Genomic DNA, 2,657 nt, shown 5'->3' with positions numbered 1-2,657 from the left:
TGGTAGTAATCCGTACTGAACATATTATACATTATTTTCAGTATAGTTGAGCTTATTATTGACTAGAGTCATGCTCTGTTCCGCTGACGGGAATGGCGCGACAGGCCAAAGCTCGCGACAGTTTCCCTGGCCACAGCCTGCTCGGTTTACCAAGGTTAAGATTAGGTTAAAAAGGAAGAGGCGGGGGTAACCTCAAGCTAGGCTGGATGACCTATGTGAAAAGAGCCTGCTGCCCTCTTGGTTCTCGTTTTGGGTAGAGGAGACTGGCTGTGGACGCTGTTGCTGCTGAGCTGAAAACCGATCGCGTCAGCGGGACGGAGTCCTTGCACTTGACCTTGCCCTCATCTGCGCCCTTGCCAACCGTGGCCGCCTGGGCCCACCAGCTGTTGAGCCAGCAATGGCAGCGGCTGCAGAAACACGTAAAGCGAGTTCTGACCCAGCATCCAGAAGCGGCAGAGTCTCTGCACCAAATCCGGGTGACCCTGCGCCGTATTGGCACCTGGGTGCAGGTATTTCAGGGATCCGTCCGGCTGCCCAAGCCTCTCAAGCCCAAACGCCTGCAAAAGCTGGCCAGTGCTTTGGGCAAGCAGCGGGATCTGGACGTGCTGCTGGAAATCCTGCAGGAACCTTGCTGGGAAGGGATCCCGGCAGCCCAGCAGGCAGAACTGGAGAAGCTAAAACAAGATCTGCAGCAACGTCGAACCCAAGCCGAGAAACGCTCCCGCCGCATTCTTGAAGATGCTGACTTCCTGGCGTTTCAAGCTGCCTGCGAGCAGTGGCTGGCTCACCCCCGCTATAAGCCCCAGGCGGAGCTGCCTTTGCCGGAAAGCTTGCCCCACTTGCTGACTCCCCTGCTGGCCCAGTGGCTGCTGCAGCCAGGCTGGCGGATCCCTGCTTTCCCCGCAACGGAAGCCCAGGCTGAGCAACTGCACGAGCTGCGCAAGGCCACCAAACGGCTGCGCTATCAGGTGGAGTTTTTTGCGCCCTTTTACGGGGAAACCATGCAAGATTGGATAGCAACCCTGAAGTGCTTGCAGGATCAACTGGGCCGCTTTAACGATTTGCAGGTTTTGCAAGGCGAGCTGCCTGCAGACTCAGACCTACAAACCCTTCTCCAGGAACAACAAAAACTAGCCCTCCAGGAGTGGCCTGAGCACCAACAGCGCTGCCTGGCCTCTGCCGAGCAGCACCGGCTTTACTCTAATCTTTTCTCTGTTTCCAATTTCTTTCCAACTGGGGATCCCTAGGTTTCCAATTCTATAGATCCCCCCGAAGGAAAAACCCCGCCTTATTGGCGGGGGATTTTTTGTGGCTATAGGGTTTCCAATTTCTAGGGATCCCCCCGAAGGGGGAACGTCCAGATCCCAATTCCCTCCTGGGCACCGAACTACAAGTTTCCAATTTCTAGGGATCCCCCCGAAGGGGGAACGAGTATCAAATGACTACCATGTACAAACTGACTGGACGCAAGTTTCCAATTTCTAGGGATCCCCCCGAAGGGGGAACCGGCAAGCATCTGTCTCTGCCTGCCGGTGGATCTTGTTTCCAATTTCTAGGGATCCCCCCGAAGGGGGAACTTGAACAGCTTGAGAACAAGGAGGTCAGAATGTGAGGTTTCCAATTTCTAGGGATCCCCCCGAAGGGGGAACTTTGCTTCCAAGGGTGGGTTGTTAACAGCCAAAGGGGTTTCCAATTTCTAGGGATCCCCCCGAAGGGGGAACATGATGGTTGGTTGAACTTGTCGGGTATGGCCGTTAAGTTTCCAATTTCTAGGGATCCCCCCGAAGGGGGAACCTCTAGGGCTTCCGAGAATCGTCTCCGTGGAAATCGGTTTCCAATTTCTAGGGATCCCCCCGAAGGGGGAACTTACAAGCTGCTGCCCACGGTGGGCAGGGGAGCCCCTCAAGTTTCCAATTTCTAGGGATCCCCCCGAAGGGGGAACGGGCGGCGTGTGAGCGTTAGCGAACACAGTAGATGGAGTTTCCAATTTCTAGGGATCCCCCCGAAGGGGGAACGAAGGGCGCATTATACATGGTGATCGACAGCCTCAAGTTTCCAATTTCTAGGGATCCCCCCGAAGGGGGAACTACTTTGCTCTACAAGCGATAAACGACGATCCATCAGAGTTTCCAATTTCTAGGGATCCCCCCGAAGGGGGAACCCGAGGCGACAGCCTGGAAGGCTGGATCGGATCTTGGAGGGTTTCCAATTTCTAGGGATCCCCCCGAAGGGGGAACTGCGAGAAAGGGGAGGATGGAGGGTGGTATGTATCGGAGTTTCCAATTTCTAGGGATCCCCCCGAAGGGGGAACTATACATAGGTACGCCAAGGGAAAGAGCTTTGCGAATGTTTCCAATTTCTAGGGATCCCCCCGAAGGGGGAACTTTCATACCTGGGTGTTCTTTATCCCCAGTGAAGGGAGGTAGGTTTCCAATTTCTAGGGATCCCCCCGAAGGGGGAACAGCTCAAGCCGGAGGTGCCGAGGAACTCTCAGAAGTGGACAAGTTTCCAATTTCTAGGGATCCCCCCGAAGGGGGAACCTTCTCGGACAGTGCTCTGGCTTCAGCAATCCGGTAGAGCGTTTCCAATTTCTAGGGATCCCCCCGAAGGGGGAACTCCACCCCTATTAAACCCAAGCAGGGCAAGGAATGCAAGAC

The 2,657-nt window shown here is 55.1% G+C and carries 1 protein-coding gene and 1 CRISPR repeat array; the gene reads left to right on the top strand.

What is annotated here, in order from left to right:
- Window positions 1-269: 269 nt before the first annotated feature.
- The gene (locus NW828_RS13695; protein WP_011432471.1) at window positions 270-1,247 is read left to right on the top strand and encodes a CHAD domain-containing protein; all 978 of its coding nucleotides are present in this window, start codon (window positions 270-272) and stop codon (window positions 1,245-1,247) included.
- 72 nt (window positions 1,248-1,319) lie between these two features.
- Window positions 1,320-2,616: direct repeats of the CRISPR family, unit length 36 nt; unit sequence GTTTCCAATTTCTAGGGATCCCCCCGAAGGGGGAAC.
- Window positions 2,617-2,657: the final 41 nt, after the last annotated feature.

It is taken from the genome of Synechococcus sp. W55.2 (assembly GCF_047461635.1).
Taxonomy (GTDB): domain Bacteria; phylum Cyanobacteriota; class Cyanobacteriia; order Thermostichales; family Thermostichaceae; genus Thermostichus.
Note: the sequence above shows the minus strand (reverse complement) of the source record. Positions and strands in the feature narration are given on the sequence as shown.